14 protein-coding genes and 1 pseudogene are annotated in these 16,320 nt (G+C 69.2%); 8 read left to right on the top strand and 7 right to left on the bottom strand.

Annotation, left to right across the window (positions count from 1 at the left end; translation table 11 throughout):
• Positions 1-69: 69 nt before the first annotated feature.
• Positions 70-1,215 (top strand): site-2 protease family protein, encoded by a 1,146-nt coding sequence (locus KBI5_RS11640; protein WP_085015233.1) that lies wholly within the window; start codon positions 70-72, stop codon positions 1,213-1,215.
• Between the two features lie 49 nt (positions 1,216-1,264).
• Here the strand turns inward: KBI5_RS11640 and KBI5_RS11635 are convergent, their stop codons facing one another.
• From KBI5_RS11635 to KBI5_RS11610, 6 genes are read right to left on the bottom strand one after another with little or no spacing between them, the layout of a single operon-like run.
• Positions 1,265-1,798: a hydrogenase maturation protease gene (locus KBI5_RS11635; RefSeq protein ID WP_011438849.1), complete on the bottom strand. Its 534-nt coding sequence runs from the start codon at positions 1,796-1,798 to the stop codon at positions 1,265-1,267.
• Positions 1,756-3,048 carry a Ni/Fe hydrogenase subunit alpha gene (locus tag KBI5_RS11630; protein ID WP_023839999.1) on the bottom strand — a complete coding sequence of 431 codons (1,293 nt, stop codon included), beginning with the start codon at positions 3,046-3,048 and terminating at the stop codon, positions 1,756-1,758. Before KBI5_RS11630 ends, KBI5_RS11635 begins: the two co-directional genes overlap by 43 nt.
• On the bottom strand, positions 3,035-3,853 hold the full coding sequence (locus KBI5_RS11625; RefSeq protein ID WP_116289898.1) for an oxidoreductase: 819 nt from the start codon (positions 3,851-3,853) through the stop codon (positions 3,035-3,037). Before KBI5_RS11625 ends, KBI5_RS11630 begins: the two co-directional genes overlap by 14 nt.
• A gap of 41 nt (positions 3,854-3,894) precedes the next feature.
• Positions 3,895-4,737 carry an FAD/NAD(P)-binding protein gene (locus KBI5_RS11620; protein ID WP_085015232.1) on the bottom strand — a complete coding sequence of 281 codons (843 nt, stop codon included), beginning with the start codon at positions 4,735-4,737 and terminating at the stop codon, positions 3,895-3,897.
• Between the two features lie 16 nt (positions 4,738-4,753).
• Complete coding sequence (locus KBI5_RS11615) at positions 4,754-5,221, bottom strand: cyclic nucleotide-binding domain-containing protein (protein WP_085015231.1); 468 nt, start codon at positions 5,219-5,221, stop codon at positions 4,754-4,756.
• Positions 5,208-6,395, bottom strand: a complete 1,188-nt coding sequence (locus KBI5_RS11610) for a 4Fe-4S dicluster domain-containing protein (protein WP_043590531.1) — start codon at positions 6,393-6,395, stop codon at positions 5,208-5,210. Before KBI5_RS11610 ends, KBI5_RS11615 begins: the two co-directional genes overlap by 14 nt.
• 243 nt (positions 6,396-6,638) lie before the next feature.
• On the opposite strand from KBI5_RS11610, the gene KBI5_RS11605 reads away from it, so the two are divergent.
• On the top strand, positions 6,639-7,571 hold the full coding sequence (locus KBI5_RS11605) for an NUDIX hydrolase (protein ID WP_198537651.1): 933 nt from the start codon (positions 6,639-6,641) through the stop codon (positions 7,569-7,571).
• A gap of 54 nt (positions 7,572-7,625) precedes the next feature.
• On the opposite strand, the gene KBI5_RS11600 is transcribed toward KBI5_RS11605, so the two are convergent.
• Positions 7,626-8,336, bottom strand: coding sequence for a DUF1918 domain-containing protein (locus KBI5_RS11600; RefSeq protein WP_085015229.1), 711 nt, complete (start codon positions 8,334-8,336; stop codon positions 7,626-7,628).
• A gap of 630 nt (positions 8,337-8,966) precedes the next feature.
• Between KBI5_RS11600 and KBI5_RS11595 the strand changes: the two genes are divergently transcribed.
• The 6 genes and pseudogenes from KBI5_RS11595 to fxsT all read left to right on the top strand — a co-directional run.
• Positions 8,967-9,560, top strand: a complete 594-nt coding sequence (locus KBI5_RS11595; protein ID WP_035729052.1) for a DoxX family protein — start codon at positions 8,967-8,969, stop codon at positions 9,558-9,560.
• 219 nt (positions 9,561-9,779) lie between these two features.
• A complete protein-coding gene (locus KBI5_RS11590; protein WP_085015228.1) occupies positions 9,780-12,209 on the top strand; it encodes a UvrD-helicase domain-containing protein in 2,430 nt (809 codons plus the stop codon).
• Between the two features lie 465 nt (positions 12,210-12,674).
• Complete coding sequence (locus KBI5_RS11585) at positions 12,675-12,977, top strand: DUF6342 family protein (protein WP_011438859.1); 303 nt, start codon at positions 12,675-12,677, stop codon at positions 12,975-12,977.
• A 41-nt stretch (positions 12,978-13,018) separates the two neighbouring features.
• Positions 13,019-13,141, top strand: a pseudogene (locus KBI5_RS25255) (IS607 family transposase); the annotation flags it as partial.
• On the top strand, positions 13,118-13,390 hold the full coding sequence (locus tag KBI5_RS11575; protein ID WP_173645820.1) for a zinc ribbon domain-containing protein: 273 nt from the start codon (positions 13,118-13,120) through the stop codon (positions 13,388-13,390). The pseudogene KBI5_RS25255 and the gene KBI5_RS11575, both read left to right, overlap by 24 nt.
• 710 nt (positions 13,391-14,100) lie before the next feature.
• The coding region (gene fxsT, locus KBI5_RS11570) for an FxSxx-COOH system tetratricopeptide repeat protein (RefSeq protein ID WP_133057012.1) at positions 14,101-16,320 on the top strand (2,220 nt) is incomplete at its 3' end.

Genomic DNA, 16,320 nt, shown 5'->3' with positions numbered 1-16,320 from the left:
CTGCGCGCTTAACCGCGGAGTCGAGCCGGGTCTTGGTCCCGGGGCACGTTCGAACAGGGGAGAGACGCTGTGCGGGCGACCTTCGTGGTGGGACGGATCGCTGGAGTCCGGATCGGGGTCCACTGGAGCGTGCTGCTCATCTTCGGCATCATCGCGTTCGGCCTCGCGCAGGGCCGCCTCCCACAGGCCTACCCGGGCCATGCCCTGGTGGTGTACTGGGTGGCGGCTCTTGCCGCCGCAGTGGTTTTCTTCGCCTCGCTGCTCGCCCACGAGGTGGCGCACGCCGTGGTGGCCCAGCGCAACGGGGTGGCCGTGGACGACATCGTGTTGTGGCTGCTGGGCGGGGTGGCCCGGCTGAAGTCGGAGGCGTCGAGCCCGGCAGCGGAGCTGCGGATCGCTGGTGTCGGCCCACTCGTCAGCCTCTTGCTGGGCGGGCTCTTCGTGCTGGGCGCCTGGCTGCTCGCCCTGGCGTCCGCGCCCGAACTCCTGATCGAGGTGGTGGCCTGGCTGGCGGGCATCAACCTGCTGCTCGCCGTCTTCAACGCCTTTCCCGCCGCTCCGCTCGACGGTGGGCGGCTGCTGCGCGCCTTCCTGTGGTGGCGTACGGGAGATCGGCTGCGGGCGACCGCCGGGGCCACCGCGGCCGGACGCGTCCTCGGCTGGCTGCTCGTCGTTCTGGGACTCCTCGTGTTCATGAGAGGCGGCGGATTCGGCTGGCTCTGGCTGGCCCTGATCGGCTCGTTCCTCATCGCGGCCGCCACCGCCGAGGGACGGCAGGCGCAGTTGCGCGGTGTGCTCGCCGGCGTCMCGGTACATGACGCCATGACGACGAAACCGCTCACGGTGCCCGCGGYCCTGACCGTCGCGGACCTGCTGGCCGGCCCGCTGTACCGGTACCGGCACTCGGCGTTCCCGGTGACCGGCGAGAACGGAGCCCCGGTCGGGCTGGTGACCCTGGACGGCGCCAAGCAGGTGYCGCCGGAGGAGAGCGGCACGGTAACGGTAAGCGAGGTGATGGTGCCACTGTCGCGGACCACCATCGCGGGTCCCGACGACCCGCTGGCGGATCTGCTGCCGCGCATGGAGCCCGGCGCCGAGCACCGCGTCCTGGTGATGGATCAAGGCAGGCTCGTCGGGATCCTGTCCCTGTCGGACATCAGCCGCACGGTGACGTGGCTGATGAACGCCGCCCCCGGGCCGCGCGAAGTCCCGTGACCGAACCCCGCCGCCAACGCGGGCCTTCGGCTACCGCGGTTGGCGGCGGTCAGCGGAGATCGTGGGGTTCCCTGGCGGCATCGTCAGGTTCCCTGGCGGCATAGATCGCTGTTTCGGCGCGGATGGCGGCGGCCACGTTTCGGGCCGCCGCCGCGACCTCGGGGTCAAGTCCGAGGCCTGCGGAGAAGGTATGGCCGCAGATTGCGTAGATGACGAGATGCCGGGGAAGCCAGCCGAGTGTTCGGCTGATCTCGATGGTGTCCGCGAGGCCGAGCGCGTGGGTCGATGGCCCGACGAGATCCGCCGGTAGTGTGCGCTCGTTGGCCGGTATGCGGTGCACAGTTCCGGGCGGGGCCGCGGAATGGGCGGCGTCGATGATCCAGACGGCGTCGGCCCCTTCCCAGGCGGCGAACAGCCCTGTCGGCTCGCCGGCGCCTTCGAGTACGTCGACGCCGGCTGGGAGCGTGCAGCGTAGCTGCCGCGCGACTGCCAGGCCGACGGCGTCGTCGTGTCGGTAGGGATTGCCGATCCCGATGACGGTCAGCCGTGTTCGATGTGGAGAGTCAGGAAGTGGGTCGCACATGAGATGCAGGGGTCGTAGTTGCGGATGGCCCGTTCGCAGCGCAGGGCGAGTTCGGGCTCCGGCAGGTTCATGAAGCGTTCCACCACACCGCGCAGGTCTTCTTCGATCGGACGTTGGTTCTGGGCGGTTGGTGGCACGATCTTTGCGTCGAGGATGGTGCCGTTGTGGTCGATCGTGTAGCGGTGGTAGAGCAGGCCGCGGGGTGCCTCCGTGACCCCGTATCCGGTTCCCGCCCGGGGCGGGGCCTCCAGCGCGGAGGGGTCGGGCTCGGTGTAGTCCGCGATGATCCGCAGCGCCTCGTCGGCGGCGTGGACCATCTCGATGCAGCGCACGATGATGCTGCGGTAGGGGTTGCGCTCCGGTGGGCGCAGGCCGATCTCGGCGGCGGTCTCGCGGGCGGCGGGCGCCAGCCGCTCCGCGCCCAGCGCGAAGCGAGCCAGYGGTCCGGTGAGGTAGGAGCCGCCCGCGGCCAGGGTCGAGTGCAGGGCGTTCGACCAGGGCACCTGTTCTTCGGTGAAGTGYCGGTCGTAGTCGGCCGGGGCGATGTCGAGGCCAGCGGTGGAGGCGATCCGGCCGCGCTCAACGGGGTATTCGCCAGGTTGGTGGAGCGCGACGAAGGTCTGGTGGAGTTCGTCTTCGGGGAAGTCCAGGGCGGCGGTGAAGCGGGCGGTGTCCCGGGCGATGTCCCGCGCCTGTTCCAGTTGCCCGACGAGCTCGGTCAGGTCACGCCGGCGTGGTGCCCGGTACCAGCCGCCGACCCGCGCGTTGACGGGGTGGATCGCGCGGCCGCCGATGACCGTCATGAGCGTGTTGCCGGCCTTCTTCAGCGTGAGTCCCAGCTTGACCAGGGCGGGCTGGTCCTGGGCAAGATGCAGTGCGCTGTCGTAGCCGAGGAAGTCCGGCAGGTGCAGCAGGAAGACGTGTAGTGCGTGACTCTCGATCCATTCACCGCAGTAGATGAGCCGCCGTAGGGCGGCGGGTGGGCCGGTGACCGTGACGTCGCAGATTTGTTCGATGGCCGCCAGCGCGCTCATCTGGTAGGCGACCGGGCAGATGCCGCAGATCCGGGCGGTGATGTCGGGTGGCTCGGTGTAGGCCCGGCCGCGGAGGAACGCCTCAAAGAAGCGCGGCGGTTCGAAGATCTTCAGGTGGGCCTCGTCCACCCGCCCGTCGGTGATCTTGATTAGCAGCCTTCCTTCGCCCTCGACCCTGGTGAGTGGGGGAGGTGCGATGGTCCTAGTCGCGCGCATCGGTCTCACCGCTTCCCGAACCCTCGCCGGGGGCGTCGCGGAATGCCGGCGCGGCGGTGTTGAACGTCCGGAACACTCGGTCGACGTTGTCCTCGTTCATCCCGAGGACCCGTAGCTGGCGGATCAACGCGGGGGTGTTGGGGCTCTCCATCGGGCCGAAACAGCCGTAACAGCCGCGGTGATAGGCCGGGCAGATCGCACCGCATCCGGCATGCGTGACGGGGCCGAGGCACGGCGTGCCGTGCGCGACCATCACGCACACCGTCCCCCGCCGTTTGCATTCGGTGCAGACGGAGGACGAGGAGATGTTCGGGCGTCGGCGAGCGAGGAACGCGCTGATGACTTCGAGGAGCTGGCGAGGGTTGATCGGGCAGCCCTGGAGTTCGAAGTCCACCCGGACGTGCGTGGAGATCGGGGTGGAGGTCGCCAACGTCGAGACGTACGCCGGGGTGGCGTAGACGGCCGCGAGGAAGTCACCGACGTCGGYGAAGTTGCGGAGCGCCTGGATGCCGCCGGCGGTCGCGCAGGCGCCTATTGTGACCAGACGCCGGGACGCGGCCCGGACCTGGTGGATGCGTTCCACGTCCTGTTCGGTGGTGACCGAGCCCTCGACGAGGGAGAGGTCGTAGGGACCGTCGACGGTCGCGCTGGATGCCTCCAGGAAGTAGGAGACGTCGATCTCGCCGGCGAGCGAGAGCAGCTCATCTTCGCAGTCGAGCAGGGTGAGCTGGCACCCGTCGCAGGAGGCGAACTTCCAGACGGCGAGCCGGGGCCTGGCTGGGCTGGTCGGCGTCGACGTAGACATCGGCGTAGACATCGGCGTAGACATCGGCATCGGCATCGGCATCACAGCTCCCGGACGGCGAGCAACGGTTCCAGGCGGTCGTAGCCGCAGACCGGTCCGTCCAGACAGAGCATCAGCGGGCCGAGCTGGCAGCGGCCGCAGTGACCGAGGCCGCAGTGCATGTTGCGTTCCATGGACAGGTGGATGCGGTCGGCGAGTACGCCGGCGTCGACCAGGGCCCGTGCGGTCAGCCGCATCATGATCTCGGGTCCGCAGGTGAACGCGACGGTTCTGGCCGGATCGAAACGCACGTGCGGGAGGAGGGTGGTGACGACGCCGACCCGGCCGTCCCATCCGGGCCGCGCACCGTCGACGGTCACCAGGGCTYGGAGGTCGGTGCGGTCCTGCCAACCGGCCAGTTCCCGGCGGTAGAGGATGTCCGCGGGTATACGGGTGCCGACGAGCACGACCACGTTGCCGTAGTCGGCGCGCCGTCGCAGGATCTGCCGGACGACCGGCCGCAGCGGCGCCAGCCCGAGCCCGCCCGCGACCACGACGACGTCCAGCCCGGCTGCGGCGCCTACCGGCCAGCCTCGCCCGAACGGGCCACGCACCCCGAGGACGTCGCCCGGGCGGGACGCGCAGATCGCTTCCGTCACCGCGCCGACCGCTCGGACGGTGTGCACAAGCGGGCTGTCGGTACCAGCCGCCACGGAGTCGTCGCCCATCGCCGGGTCGCAGCCCGTCACGGACAGGGGGACCTCGCCGACGCCGAAAGCGTAGACCATGGTGAACTGGCCGGGTGCGGCGATGATCGGAACGTCGGAGAGCGGCGCGAGTTCCAGGGTCCACGTGTCACCCGTCTCCTGGTGGCGGCGGGTCACCCGGAACGGCCGAGGGGTCATCTCCCCRGCCGGGCCGTCAGCCCTGGCCCGGGTTTGCGTAGACATCGAGCAGCCGCAACCGGGTGGCCTGCAGGCGCTCGATGAGCACCTGCGCAAGGTGGGACAGCACGTCGTAGCCCAGCGCCGGGTCCTGGGAGAACTTCTCGCGTAGGCAGGCACCGTCGATGGCGGTGGCGCGGACTAGCGAGAGGGCACGGGCGTCGAAATGGAGCCGGTACGGCGGGAACAGCCAGGACCAGCCCACCACATTGCCGGCTCCGACGGTCTCGATGGGGACCAGACCCCGGGTCTGGACGAAGGTTTCGATCGCGACCGTGCCGTGCCGGATGACGTAGAGAGTGTCGGCCGGGTCGCCTTCCCGCAGGAGTACGTCGCCCGGGCGGAAGATGGCGTGCCGGGCGCACCCGGCGAGGAGGGCGAGGTGGTCCGGGTGCATACCGGCGAAGACGCCGACCTCGCCGAGCGGTGCCTCAACCAACGTCATCGCCGGCCACGGAGTTCGCTCGAATGGCGGTCAGTTCCTCGGTGACGTCGATGCCGACGGGACACCAGGTGATGCACCGTCCGCAGCCGACGCATCCGGACGTTCCGAACTGGTCGTGCCAGGTGCCGAACTTGTGGGTCAACCACTGGCGGTAGCGGGAGCGTCCGGAGGCACGGACGTTGCCGCCGTGGAGGTAGGAGTGGTCCAGCGAGAAGCAGGACTCCCAGCTGCGCCAGCGCTCCGCCTCACTTCCGGTGAGGTCGCTGACGTCCTCCACCGAGGTGCAGAAGCAGGTTGGGCACACCATCGTGCAGTTGCCGCAGCTCAGGCACCGCTGCGCCACCTCGTCCCACCGTGGATGTTCGAGGTTGTCCGCGAGCAGGTCACGCAGGTCGGCCGCGTCGACGGTGCGTCCCATCCGGTCGGCCGCCCCATCCACGGCCGCCTGGGCCGCGCTCCGGTCGGCGGCTTCGCCCGGGCGCCCCGCCAGCTCGCCCAGTATCTCGACACCCCGGGGGGTGCCCGCCTCGACGAGCAGCCGGTGGTCACCGGCCAGGACTTCGCTGAGGACCAGGTCGTAGCCCTCCCGCACCGCCGGGCCCGTGTTCATCGACACGCAGAAGCAGGTCCCACCCGGCTCGTGGCAGTTCACCGCGACGATGAACACATCGCTGCGGCGAGCAGCGTAGTCGCGGTCGGCGTGGCGCCCCCCGAGCAGGATCCGGTCCTGGGTCGCGATGGCCTGCAGCTCACAGGAACGGACGCCGAGGAATGCCACCGCTGCCCGCGGTAGCGGTTCCTCCGCCACCTCGAAGCCGCCGTCCCCGAAGCCGCCGTCCCCGAAGCCGCCATCGCCGAAGCCGCCATCGCCGTCGCGGCGGGTCGTCAGCAGGCGCAGCCGGGGCGGCAGCAGGTTCTGCTTCCACGAATGCGGCCCCACCGCGTAACCGAACAGCGCCGCGTCGCGACGACGCTCGAGCCGGTAACGACCCGCCTCCTGGACATCGGTCCACCCCACCGGGAGCTGCGCCGCGCTACTGATCTTGTCGTACACGATCGCGCCATCCCGCACCGTCGGGCCGACGACCTGATACCCGCGTGCACGCAGCACGTCAACGAGCGTCCCGAGCACCGCCGGCTCGACGACGAGCTCGGCCACACCTGCGTCCGTCACCTCACCCTCCACTCCCCGGACAGCGGTAACCTTCTGTGGCGAGTTCCATACCCCTGGGTGCCGTCGGGGAACATGCGCTTCAGGTGGGGATCCCCGCCCTGGTAGCGATGGACGCCGCGGACGGCCCGACCGCGATCCGCGCCGCCGGCGGCGGGTTGTCGACCGAGGCTTGCGGGACCGGGTCTTGCGGGGATGTGCCCGTCGTCCTGGCGCCGCGGCGGCTGGAGCCGAAGACTGGACGGCATGAAGTCGTCGGCTGATCCCTGGGATAGGCCGGTACGGGTCGTAGGTGCCGCCGGTGGGGTGCTGTGGCGGCCCACGCGGGACGGGCGGCAGATCGCGGTCGTGCACCGGCCGCGGTACGACGACTGGTCCCTGCCCAAGGGCAAGCTGCGTCGGCGGGAACATCCGTTGCTCGGTGCGTTGCGGGAGGTCGAGGAGGAGACTGGTTACCGGGCCTGGCTCGGGCCCCCGCTCGGCGAGTACCGCTACCTGACGGACGGCGGCAGGACGGTGAAGACGGTCCGGTACTGGGCGATGCAGGCCCATTCCGGCACGTTCGTCCCCACCCGGGAGGTGGACAGGCTTGCCTGGCTGGCGAAGGGGGATGCGGCGCGCCGGGTCAGCTACGACACCGACCGCCACGTCCTCGCCGAGTTTGGTCGGCTGCCGGCGGGTCGGCTGCCGGCGCCGACGGCCGCACTCGTCGTCATCCGCCACGCTCGGGCCGCCCACCATCGGCGCTGGGACGGGCCTGACCGGCTACGCCCGCTCGATGAGCGCGGCCGGGCCCAGGCGAACGCACTGGTGCCGCTGCTGACCAGCCTGGGGATTCGCCTGTTGATCAGCGCCGACCTGCCCTGCTGCACCGCCACGCTCGCCCCGTACGCGCGCGCGGCCGGGCTCGCCGTCGAACCGGAGCCGGCGCTGGCGGACACCGGCTATCCCGGATCGGAGGCGAGGGTGGTCGCTACCTTGATGGGGCTCGCGGCGTCCGGGACTCCGACGGCGATCTGTAGCCAGCGCACCATCGTTGCCGACCTGATCCGACGGCTCCTGGACGGCTGGTGCTGGCCGGTCCCGGACCAGCTCGGGGTACGGGAGGGCGGCTTCTGGCTGCTGCACTGCCCTCCCGGCAGGCTGGTCGCAGCGGAAMGTCACGATCCCGTAGCATGATTAGCCTGACGGTGCGTGTTTGTCACGCATGCAGGGTTGAACCCGTCGTCCTTTTCAGCCGGTGCCGCTGCGGGCCTCCTCGGGAGGGTGGCGGACCTCGGCGTCCGGTCCCGGGTAGACGAAGCTGACGTGCCCGGTGTCGGACCAGCGGACGGTGAACGGTGGGTCGCCGGCAGGCGAGCGCACCTCAAGGATCTCCCCAAGGCGGTCCGGTTGCGTGACGGTGGGACGGTGGACAACCAGGGTGTCGCCGGGATGGGCGCGCATCGCCCTACGCCGGGGCGGCAGTTCGAGCGCCAGCTCGACGGGCTCCTCGCCGGTGGTAGCCAGCGGTGGGGCCTCGCGGTGGGGGGCAAAGACCTCATCGGCGAGCGGGTGTACCAGCTCGGCCATCTCGTGCTCGGTGCGGATGAGCAGATCGTCGACGGACAGCAGGCCGACGAGCCGGCGGCCGTCGACGACCGGGAGCCGGCGGATCGCGTGGTCACGGAAGATTTCGTAGGCCCGTTCGAGGTCGACGCCGGACGGTACGGTGATGACCTCGGTGGTCATGAGGGCGTCGATCCGGCTGTCCGTCGGGATACCGCGGGCAACGCCGCGTAGCACGATGTCGCGGTCGGTGACGATCCCGACCAGGCGGTCGTTCTCCATGACGAGGAGYGCGCCCACGCCCTGCCGTTCCATCTGCGCCGCCGCGTCCCGAACCGTGGTGGACCGCTCCACGGTGACCGGCCGCCGGACGATCGTGCTACGGATGTCGGCCATGYTTACCCCTCCAGGAAGGTGCTCGCCCCCGGGCAGTGACCCCTGGCCCCAGCCCCGCGCCGGCCGCRCAGCCCCGCCGCGGACGTCCGCGCCTGCGACCTGGGCCGACAACAGATCGGACCAGTTCCGCCGAGGGCRCTGGCGTTCCATGCTCGCCATCTGGTTGTTCCGTCCTGGCGGCAGGCAGCTGYCCGGCCCAGCCGGCGCCACACACGCCCGCCTGCCGGACGCCGCCGGCCCGTTGTAGACGGGTCCAGATGCCACCGGATGAGCGTCGCCAGACGGTCGCCGAGTCGCGCGGGTAAGGTCACAATCTTCTCTTCTCCCTAGAAGAATGCAGATCATCACCCAGCGTGTCCATTCTGACCACTTTCAGTCTCTACCCACGCCTGGCTCGCCCGAACCACAGACCGGCCAGATCCAGGCCCACGACGGRCTAGCTCGCCCCGGCCGCTCCATCTCGGCAGGACGCCGATGATCGCCATCTATCCGCTCAGGTGCGCGCTGCCCCCGGTCGGATCACCCCCACGGGCGTGGGGAGGACCGAGGTGGTATCTGCCCGGCAGAGCGGGCAGGCACAGTAGTGACCAAAGCTTCACCGTATGCTTTCGCCTGGATCAGGGTTTCGACATGAAACTGCTCGCTACGCGGCACCGGGCATCCCTCCACCTGGCACCCGCCACCCCCGCACCGCCCGACGCCTCCCACCCGGGCCCGTCCCGCACGGGCCCGTCCCGCACGGCCGTGTCCGCAGCCGACCTCGGGCTGCTGCTGCTTCGGATGACCTTCGGTCTGCTGCTCGCCGGGCACGGTGCGCAGAAGCTCTTCGGCATGTTCGGCGGCCACGGCCTCACCGCGACCGGCAAGGGATTCGCCCAGCTGGGTTACCATCCCGGCACCTTCTTCGCCGGGCTGGCCGGCGCGTCCGAGTTCCTCGGCGGCCTCGGCCTGGCGGTGGGCCTGCTGACTCCGTTGGCGGCCGCGGCCGTGATCGGTGTGATGATCAACGCAATGATCGTGACCGCACCAAACGGACTGTGGGAAACCGACGGCGGCATGGAGTACCCGCTGTGCGTCGCGGTGGTCGCGATCACGGTGGCTGCGGTCGGTGCCGGGCGGCTGGCGCTCGACCGCCTCTTCCGGCGGCGCGACGGCGGGCTGCCCGAGGCGGCCTTCGCCCTCGGCCTCGGCGGCATCAGCGCCGCCATCGTGCTGGCGGTCTAGACCGAACTTACGTGATCTTTCTCTGCCGAAAGCGGCCGTGGCCAGAGTGTTCGAAGAGTTCGAGTCGGCACGCTCGAACCAGCGTTCGAAAGTGGACTTACCTTTACAAGAACAACCGCTCTTCCCTAGGGCCTGCAGACCACCGTTGCCCGTAAACGTAGCCAAACGATGGCTCATTACCGTACTCTTACCTGTGACATAAGGTGAGGGAGTAGTGACGTGCTTTTGGATGGACCGGCAGCGCGCATCCCCGCCACCGCTGCGTCGACCGCCGGCACGTCGACYGCCCATCCGCCGACGACCGCCTCGTCGACGACCGCCTCGTCGACGCGAGACGCCGACCCGCTGCCAGAACCGTCGGCCCTCGGTCAAGCTGTCCTGCTCGGGATGGAGATCGACGGAGTCCAGCGACAGATCCAGCACCTGACCGACGTGCTGAAGCAGTTACGCCGCCACCGCCAGCACTGGGAAGCCGGTGGCCGGGCCGAGCAGAGTGTGGTCCGAGTGCTGGTCGGTATGGACGACGCAGGGTGGCACGTGCTGCCGGACCGACGGTGGCCAGGCACCCGCCGGGCCAACATCGACGTGATCGTGGTGGGGCCTGGCGGAGTCTTCGTGGTAGACGTGAAGAACTGGCGAGAGATCACCGTCGAACGCGGCCGGTTATGGCGTGGCGACGCCGACGCGGACGACGACGTCCGCAAACTTCTGGATCAGACCGTAGCGGTGGAGGAGGTGCTGGTAGAGGCAGGTCTGCCACCGACCGAGGTGGTTCCGCTGCTGGTTCTGGCCAGGCGGAAAAACGTCCGGGCACAACTCGACCGGGTGACGGTGCTCGGCGAGCAGGACCTGACCCGCGACCTGGCGCGTCGTGGCGCACGCCTGGCACCGGACCTCGTTGAACAACTACTGGACCGTCTGGCACGCGGTTGCCCGCCGATGCCCCGCGCCGCCGCCGTCACCACCGTCACGGTCGCCGAGGCGCCGACCTCACGGTCTGTCCGCCGTCCGGTCGCGCGCCGGGCAGGTCCCTCTTCGAACGGTACGGCCGCGACCGAAAGCCCAGCCGCTATCGAGCGTCCCACTCAGGCCTACTGTCCGGCTCCGGCCGGGCGTCCGACTTCTTCCGAGCCGCTGTCGCCGCCCGAGCAATCGGTTCCACCAGATCAGGATGCGCTGCTGAGCCGCGAGGAGCTGTGGCAAGAACTTCTCGACGCCGCCGCCCGAGAGCCGATCGAGACGTGGATGACCTGGCTGCACCCGACGCAGGCCCGCCTGGCCGGCCGGCAGTGGTCGGGTCCGGCCCGCGTCCGCGGCGCGGCCGGTACCGGCAAGACGGTTATCGCGTTGCACCGCGCCAAGTATCTGGCCGCCCGCGGGGAACGGGTGTTGTTCACCTCGCTGGTGCGTACGCTGGGGCCGGTCTACCGCGCACTGCTGACCCGGATGGCCCCCGAGCACGTCGACCGGATCGAGTTCGCCACCGTCCACGCCGTCGCCACACGTTGTCTTCGCGAACACGGCTTGGCAGACCGGCACCAGCAGGAGGCCGCCGACACCTGTTTCTGGCGCGCCTGGGGGCAGGTCGGGCAGTTCTCGGTTCTGCCCGGGCTCGGCCTGGCTCCCGGGTATTGGAAGGACGAGATCGCGACAGTCGTCAAGGGCCGAGGCCTGACCGACTTCGAGCAGTACGCCAAGCTGGCACGCGTCGGGCGCAGCACTCCCTTGCAACCGACCCACCGGCGTGCGGTGTGGGAGCTGTACGAACGGTACGAGCAGCTCCGGACAGAGCGCGGCGTCCTCGATCGCGACGACGTGCTGCTCCTGGCTCGCGACCTGGTGCGCGAGAGTTCCGACACCCGGTACGACGCGGTGATCGTTGACGAGGTACAGGACCTGACGTGCGTCGGTCTGCAACTGCTGCATGYCTTCGTCGGCGACAAGCCGGACGGCCTGCTCGTGGTCGGCGATGGCCAGCAGTCCATCTATCCCGGCGGTTTCACCCTCGCCGAGGCCGGCGTCGCCGTCGTCGGACGCTCCACCGTGYTCGGGAGAAACTACCGTAATCGCGAGAAGATCCTGCGCTACGCTCAGGCGGTAGTCGCCGACGACAGCTTCGACGACCTCGACGGCGTCCAGGAACGCGGGCGGCGCGAGGTCGACGTCGACCGGCCGGGAGGCGAGATCCGCGAGGTCACGGTGTCGGGCACCGTGGCGCAGGATGCGGCGCTCTGCGAGCACCTCGTGGAGTTCCATGACAATCGGAACGTCCGTTACGGCGATATGGCGGTGCTCGTGCCGACGAACGCCGCGGCTGCGCGGTGGCTGCGCGTCCTCACCGAGCGGGGCATTCCAGCGGTTTCCCTCAAGGAGTATGACGGAACCAGCTGTGAGGCGGTCAAGGTCGGGACGTACCACCGGGTCAAGAGCCTCGACTTCGCCCATGTCTGTATTCCCGACCGCAACCTCTTCCCAAAGCCGCGGCGGCCGTCCGAATCGGCCGACGCGTTTCGCGAGCGAACCCAGTTGGAACGCCGACAGATGTACGTGGCCATCACGAGGGCACGAGACAGCGTGTGGGCCGGTATCCGCGAGGTACCCGACTCGGACCACTCGATCCCCGCCGAGATCGGACACARCTCCAGGTAGGAACTCTGGTTCGATTCCCCCCAAAAGCGGACAGTGGTTAACTGGTTTGATATATTTAGGTAATATCCGTGCGCCACCGTCTCCGACATGTGACGCTACGTACGCGAGATACGCTTCCATCACTAGCTCTGGGGGGAGAGGTGTTGTGGCCCTCATGCCTGTGACTCGGATGGTTGAACGGCCCCATCCGGAACAGGGAATACGGAGATCAAGGAAGCGATCGTTCCTGTCTATTGAGACTTCYACGCACCCGTTTACTGGTCCGATCGGGTAGAAAAATTGGCCAGGAGCGCAGCCGGCAGTCGAGAAAATTCCGGCCGGAACGTGCGGTGTTCTCTCCACGCCGGCACACGCAGAGATGYCTCCTGCTAACTCCTGTTTTCCGATGGCCAGGTCTTTCTCGAAACCATACGAACCTACTCCAGCCAGGAGAGGTTTCCCGCGCAAGCCAGAATGGAGCAGACCATGGCGGAAATTGACCTCGGATTGGCCACGGACTGGGATGAGGGCGACACCCACGGCCGAATCAGGTTGAGGCAGAACCAGAAGTACCCGAACTCGCCCAAGAAGGATGTGCTCATCAGCTCACCGGTGAGCATCGAACTCTCGGTCAACACAAACTACTCCACCTCCCAGGAAGCCGACAAGATCTTCTTCACGACCCACCACGGCAACCAGAAAAAGATCATCGCAATACTGGACTCCAACGGAGACCTCTACATCGCTGGCCGCGTGATCGAAGGGCAGTCGAACCTGTCCTACGAGTAGCCCGACAGCTCGGGGTGGGCCGGCACCGCCGCGCCCACCCCGGCACGGACGTCGCTGCCATGCTCGCCCCGCTGGGCCGGCGGCTGCTGGTCGTCGACCCGGCCGAGGTCGACGACGACCTGGTGCGCGACGTCACCGAGATCCTGACGTCGCTGTGCGCCCGGCCGCACGCAAGCCTGACACTGTCCGAACTCACGTTCACCTGCCAGTCCTGCGGGCTGGTAGGCGACCGCGACCTGAACGCCGCGGTCAACCTGTCCAACCTCGTCGCCGCCAGTACATCGGAGACGGTAAACGCCCGTGGAGCCGACCGTAAGACCCCGTCCGCGGGGCGGGCGGCTGGGAAACGGGAACCMGGCACGGCTCCGGCCGGTCAGACCGGGAGTGCCTCACCGCAAGGTGAGGCGGCATGAGCGCCGCTATCGGGCGCTCTTATGCAACGGTTACTCCGATCCCCACGTCACTCCCCTATGTCCCCTCCCCTGTGTCCACGCCGCGATGTCCCGGTCCGACGCGATGCTGTGAGGGCGCGTGCTCGTCGAGTCGGCCGCGTTGTCCGGCCTCCACACACGGCCGAACACCTGGTAGGACTGCCCCCGGGCACCGAGGAGGCGGCCCCGCCAGCACCGGGACTGGCGGATAGGAGGCCCTTCCGCGTCTGACGCGGCCCCGCCGCCCATCGGCCAGCCAGGTGGCGGTGCTCATCCAGAAGCATAACCGGCAAGATCATTATGCTCCGTCCGTCTGTGGCTACATAACGAACAACCCAGCCCCCGCCAGGTCGGGCGAAGCCCGACACTCGGGGGTCCGGGGGTCGCCCCCCGGGCAGGCATAACGGCCGATGGCGCAGCCGATCAAAGATCGGCAAGCAGCCGAAGYCGGCGCGTGGAGACGAGGGGACTCGAACCCCTAACCCCTGCCTTGCAAAGTCGGTCCGGTTCGTCCGCCGGCGCCCGTGCTCGTCCGCACAGTCGGCCGAGCCTGGGCGCCGGTTCCGCTGACGTCCGCCGGTGTCCGGGGTCGTCCGCCGGCTTGGCTACACGGTTGGCTACACGAGTCGCTGCCCGGTGGACGGGCTGTCGTCGCTGGCCGGCTCGCCGGTGTGCGTGAGAGCGATTGTCTGATGTCGTACCGCGATGGTCTGTGTGCCCGGGTGGGGGTGGACACTGTCGGCGTGACGGGCGGGGGCGTCGTGGATGACGACGGCGGGTGGGATTTCTTCGTGTCGTACACGGTTGTGGACCGGCCGTGGGCGGTGTGGGTGGCGTGGGCGTTGGAGGAGGTGGGGTTCCGGGTTCTGGTGCAGGCGTGGGACCTGGTGCCGGGCACGAACTGGGTGGCGGGGATGGATGAGGGGGTGCGGCGGGCTCAGCGGACGGTGGCGATCCTGTCAGAGGCGTATACCCGGTCGGTGTTTGGGGCTGCGGAGTGGCAGGCGGCGTGGGCCGCGGATCCGAAGGGCGAGAAGCGCAAGCTGCTGGTGTTCCGGGTCGCGGATTGTGATCGTCCGGGGTTGTTGGGGCAGGTGGTGGGCGTCGATCTGTTCGGCTGTGCGGAGCAGGCGGCGCGGGCGGAGTTGGTGAGCGCGGCACGGTTGGCGGTGTCGGGGGGGCGGAACAAGCCGGAGGTAGCTCCGCCGTTCCCGCCGGATCTGCGGGCGGTGCCAGGGCGAGCGACGTTCCCGGGTGGGGTGCCGGGGGTGTGGAACGTGCCGGCACGGCTGGGGCAATTCGTCGGCCGGTCGGGGCAGTTGGAGGAACTGGCGGAGGCGCTGCGGGGCTCGTCGGTGGTGGCGCTGGCCGGTATGGGCGGGGTGGGAAAGACGTCGTTGGCGGTGGAATACGTGCATCGGCATGCGTCGGATTTCGATGCGGTGTGGTGGGTGGAGGCGGAGCAGTCGGACACGGTGGCGGAGCAGATCGGGGCGTTTGGGGAGGCGTTGGGGTTGCCGGTGGGGGTGGAGCCGGCGGGGGTGTTCGGTGAGTTGCGACGGCGGGGGTGGCGGTGGCTGCTGGTGTTCGACAACGCCGAACAGATCGGCGCGGTGGCGCCGTTTCGTCCGTCGGATGGGCGAGGTCGGGTGGTGGTGACGTCGCGGCGCGCGGGCTGGCGCGCGGTGGGTGCGGTGGTGGAGGTCCCGACGCTGTCCCGGTCGGAGTCGGTGACGCTGCTGTCGGGTCGTGTTCCGCGGGTGGATGCGGTGACGGCGGATCGGATCGCCGAGCTGTTGGGAGATCTGGCGTTGGCGGTGGAGCAGGCGGCGGCGTTCTGTGAGCAGACCGGTACCCCGGCCGGGGAGTTCGCCGAGCTGTTGGAGGAGCGGTTGGAGGAGGTTGTTGAGCTGGGAGAGGTGGCGGAACGGGCCAGGGTGACGGTGGCGACCTTGTGGGAGTTGTCGGTCACCCGGCTCGCCGTGGAGATGCCGGCCGCGGTGGAGCTGTTGGAACTGCTGGGGTTCTGCGGTCCCGAAGTGCTTCCGCTGGATCTGTTCGCGGGCCGGTCGGAGTTGCTGGGTGACGGTTCGCTGGCGGTGGCGGTGGCGGACCGTTTGGCGTGGACCCGGGTAGTGGGTGCGCTGGTCGGCTATGGGCTGGCCAGCCGGGACGTGGACGCGGTGTCGGTGCACCGGCTGGTGCAGGCCACAACCCGTCGGCGCACCTCGGACGATCGACGACCGGTGGTCCTCGCGACGTTGCTGCGGCTGCTGCGCGCCGACCTGCCCGGTGACATCGTGCGTTCTCCGCAGAACTGGCCCCGGTGGCGGGAACTACTCCTGCACGTCCGCACGGTCGTCAGTCGGGTGCCCGATCCGGGCGAAACGTCGCGCGGCCCTGAGAGCGCGGCGCCTATGGAGATCGTTGATCTAGTGTGGTTGTGTGACCGGGCCGCGACCTACCTTCAGGAACACGGCCAGGCCGGGGAAGCACTGCCGATGTTCCAACGGTCCCTCGCCATCACCGAGGCCGCCTACGGCCCTCACCACATAGCCTCCGTAGCGGCCTTGAATAATCTTGCCGGGGCGCTGCGAACCCTGGGAGGAACGGGGGAAGCGCTGCGGATGTTCCAACGGTCCCTCGCCATCACCGAGGCCGCCTGCGGTCCCAACCATCCCGTCGTAGCCGCTATCTTGAACAGCGTCGCCGGAACGCTGCAAGATCTGGGCCAGACTGGGGAAGCACTGCCGATGTTCCAACGGGCCCTCGCCATCGACGAGGYCGCCTACGGCCCCAACCACCCCGTCGTTGCCTCCCGGTTGAACAACCTCGCCCTAGCACTACGGGAACTGGGCCGAGCCGGGGAAGCACTGCCAATACTCGAACGCGGCCTCGCCATCACCGAAGCC

The organism is Frankia sp. KB5, assembly GCF_002099325.1.
GTDB classification, from domain to species: Bacteria; Actinomycetota; Actinomycetes; order Frankiales; family Frankiaceae; genus Frankia; species Frankia casuarinae.
This window is presented reverse-complemented; position numbering and strand designations above follow the sequence as displayed.